General features: G+C 68.4%; 3 protein-coding genes. All 3 read right to left on the bottom strand.

The window, feature by feature from the left end; genetic code table 11:
• Nucleotides 1-827 (bottom strand): TolC family protein (locus HUU96_RS13005; RefSeq protein WP_174293187.1); only part of this gene is annotated, 827 nt, incomplete at its 3' end.
• A gap of 26 nt (nt 828-853) precedes the next feature.
• A complete protein-coding gene (locus HUU96_RS13000; RefSeq protein WP_174293186.1) occupies nt 854-2,377 on the bottom strand; it encodes a DHA2 family efflux MFS transporter permease subunit in 1,524 nt (507 codons plus the stop codon).
• Nucleotides 2,378-2,401: 24 nt separating this feature from the next.
• Nucleotides 2,402-3,801, bottom strand: a 1,400-nt coding sequence (locus HUU96_RS12995; RefSeq protein ID WP_368039773.1) for an HlyD family secretion protein, incomplete at its 5' end; no start/stop codon positions are given.

Here is a 3,801-nt window from a genome sequence, read left to right as displayed (position 1 = left end):
GATGCGGCGACAGCGGCATCGAGCGTGCCCGGCTCGTGGCCGGCGAGCTGCGAGAGCTGGTCGGTGTAGATCTCGACCTGGCCGGCGATCGGCACCGCCGTCGCCTCGGTCTGCTTGAGCTGGGCGAACACCCGCTCGACATCGCTGTCGGTAGCGGTGCCGCCCTGGCGGCGGCGGCGCGTCAGGTCGAGCATCCGCTGCTGTACCGCCGTGTTCGCCTTGGCGAGCGCGAGCCGGTCCTGCGCGTCGCGCAGGTTGACATAAGCGGTGGCGACATCCTTGGTCAGCGTCACCCGCGCGTCGTCGAGCTGCGCCTCATCCGCCTGCAGGGTGTCGCGCGCGGCGGCGATCTGGCGGCGGGTGCGGCCGAACAGGTCGATCTCCCAAGTGGCGAGCAGGCCGACATTGTAGATGTCCTGAGGGATCTGGAAGTTGGAACCCGAGCCGCCGCCCGTCCCCGATCCCGTTGCCCCGCCGATCGCGTCGGTGATCGAGCTTGGCGCCTCGATATGCGCGTAGGTGACGTTGGCACCGCCCTGCGGCAGCAGCGCCGAGGCTCTCTCCCGCACGCTGGCGCGTGCCTCGCGGACGACGCCGACCGCGCGCTCCAGCGTCGGGCTGTGGGCGAGAGCGTCGTCCTCGATGCGGTTCAGTGTGTCGTCGTTCAGCGCCAGCCACCAGCGCGCCAGCGGCGGTGCCGGCGTGACGGGAGCGACGTTGGCGCGGCGATACGCGGCAGCCCCCTTTGCGGCGGGCGCTACTTCAGGCGGGCCTTGGTAATGCGGCCCGACCATGCACCCGCCGAGCGTCGCGGCAAGGATCAGCATGGCCGTGGTCCGGCGGGGCAAGCGCATCATCCCGGCTGGCTCCCTTCCTTTGGCACTGGCCTCAGCAGCAGCACGAGCGGGATCGACACCAGCATCAGGATGCCGAACACGAAGAACACGTCGGCAAAGGCGAGCGCGCTGCCCGCCCGCTGGAACCCCTGGTTGAGTGCGGTCGCGGCCTGCTCCATCGCCGTGCCCGGATCGGCCCCGGCCACTGTTGCGCCCGCCTGCGCCACGTCGGAGTTCTGGGTCACGCCCTCGCTCAGCCGCGCCCCGTGAAACCAGGTGCGGTTCTCGCGCAGGATGGTGATGGTAGCGAGCCCGAACGATCCGCCCAGATTGCGCGCGGCGTTGAACAGCCCCGAAGCGTCCTCCGCCAATTCCTTGGGGACCGCGCTGGTCGCCGCCGAGTTGAGGAAGATCAGCGCGAAATACTGGCCGAGGCCGATGACGAGCATCGAAGTAACGAAGTTGACGCCCGAGGTGGAGGCGGTGATCTGTGCGTTCATCAGGCAGCCCAGACCATAGAGCACCAGTCCGAAGCCGATCAGCAGCCGGACGTCGATCGTCCGCTCCAGCCAGGGAAAGACCGCCATCATTAGCAGCGACGGCACGCCGATGATGAAGGTGATCTGCCCCGACTGGAAGGCGTTGTAGTCGGATAGCTGGTTGAGGAATTGCGGGATGACGTAGCTGATCCCGTACAGCCCCGCACCGACGGATAGGCTGAGCACGAACACGCTGCCGAACGCGCGCTGCAGTATGATCTCCAGGTGGATCACTGGCCGCCGGGCGAAGAGCTGGCCGACCACCAGCAGCACGAGGCCGGTGAGCGACGCGGCGGTGAGCTGAAGGATTAGCGTCGACTCGAACCAGCGCTCACGCTGCCCCTCCTCCAGGATAACGGTCAGCGCGCCCAGACACAGCGACAGGCCGGCGATGCCGAACCAGTCGGTATCGGCAAGCATCCCAAGCTTGGGTTTCTCGTAGGGCAGCCCGATCAGCAGCAGCGCCAACAGCCCGACGCCGAGCGGCACGTTGATGAAGAAGATATAGTGCCAGGAATAGGTCTCGGTCAGGTAGCCGCCGACGATCGGCCCCGCCACCGGGCCGACCACCACCGTGAACCCGAACAGCGCGAGACCGGTTGCGCGCTGCTGCGGCGAGAGCATCGTCGAGACGATGGTGAGCGCGGTCGGGATCATCGCGCCGCCGAAGAAGCCCTGCCCGATCCGGCCGAAGATCATGATGCTGAGCCCCGTCGACAGCCCGCAAATGATCGAGGAGACGACGAAGCCGATCGTGCAGATGATAAGGAACAGCCTGAGGCCGAGCAGCTTGTCGAAGAAGCCGGCGAGCGGGATCATGATGATCTCCGCGACCAAATAGGCGGTGCTGATCCAGGTGCCCTCGTTGGCACTGGCGCCGATCTCGCCCTGGATCGTCGGCAGCGCGGCGCTGACGATCGAGCTGTCGAGCGTCGCCATCAGCGAGCCGACCGTCCCCGCCGCGACCGCCAACCACGCGGTGTTGCCGCCGGCCTTGTTCATCGAAGCTTGCTCATCGGCGCGCAGTCACTCGCCGGCACCCGGCAGGTGGTGCTGGCGGTCGCGCTGCATCTCCTGCTCACGCTGCTGCTTGCGCCCGTCCTCCAGCCGCTTCTGCTCGTCCTTCTGCGCCTTGGCGTCGTCGCGCGCGCCGCGGGTGTCGACCGAGACGCTGACCGACAGGCCCGGCACCAGCACGCGGCGCGCCTGGTCGCCGGCATCGACGCGGATGCGAACGGGAACGCGCTGGACGATCTTGGTGAAGTTGCCCGTCGCGTTGTCGACCGGCACCTGCGCGAAGCGGCTGCCGGTGCCTGGCGAGAAGCTCTCGACCACGCCGTGGATTTCCTCGCCGGGCAGCGCGTCGACGGTGATCGTCGCCGGCTGGCCGACCCGCATCAGCCCGATCTGCGTCTCCTTGAAGTTGGCGTTGAGGTAGAGGCGGTCGACCGGCACCACCGTCATCATCCGCGCGCCGACCGGGACATATTGCCCGACGCGTACCGTGCGGTCGCCGATCCGCCCGCCGATGCGGCTGACCACGGCGGCGGCGTCGACATCGACCTGGTTGGCCGCGAGCCGCGCGCGTGCGGCGGCGACCTGTGCCAGGCCAGACTTGATCTGCGCGTCGTCGACCGCAACCTGGTGCCGCGCCGAGGCGATCTGCGCTTCCGACACCGCCAGCTGCGCGCGCGCCGACGCCACCTGGGCGCGCGACTGCTCCAGCATCGAGCGGTTCTGCGCCAGCTTCTCGTCGGTCTCCGCGCCGACCGCGCTCAGCGGCTGGTAGCGGGCGACCTGGCTGGCGTTGAAGCGGTTGGTCGCCTCCTGCTGGCGCAGAGTCGCGCGGCTCTGCTCGGCCTGGGCGCGTGCCTCGCGAATCATGTCGAACTGCTGGGTGCGGGTCGCGCGCGCCTGCGCGACCTGCGCCTCCGCCTGCGTGATCTGCGCGCGCGACTGGTCGGCGGTGGCGTTGTTGGTGCGCTGGTCGAGGCGAACCAGCACCTGGCCCTTGCTCACCACCTGGTTGTCGCTGACCAGCACCTGCTCAACATAGCCCGCGACACGCGGCGACACGTTGATCTGGTCGGCCGCGAGATAGGCGTCGTTGGTCGACTGCTGGTAGCGGCCATAGCTGCGGTAATGAAGGAACCAGTAGATCAGCAGGATCGCCAAAACGACTCCGACGACGATCAGCGCGATGCGGACCTTGGGGTTCGCCAGCGGCGAGGGCTTGTCCTCACCCTCATCATCGCCGCCGTCGTCATCCTTGTCCTCATCGCCCTTGCTCCCACCCTCCGCTTCGCTCTTCTTGCCGTCGGCACCGTTCCGGCCATCGGCGTCGGACGCACCGCCGGCAGGCTGCGCCTCATCTTGCGAAGCCTCGTCGCGGCCCTCATCAGCGCTGCTCACGCGGCGGTCAGCGT

Source organism: Sphingomonas bacterium, from assembly GCF_903644135.1.
In the GTDB taxonomy this organism is placed as follows: domain Bacteria; phylum Pseudomonadota; class Alphaproteobacteria; order Sphingomonadales; family Sphingomonadaceae; genus Sphingomonas.
The sequence above is the reverse complement of the archived record's forward strand: the minus strand, read 5'-3'. Positions and strand labels throughout refer to the sequence as shown.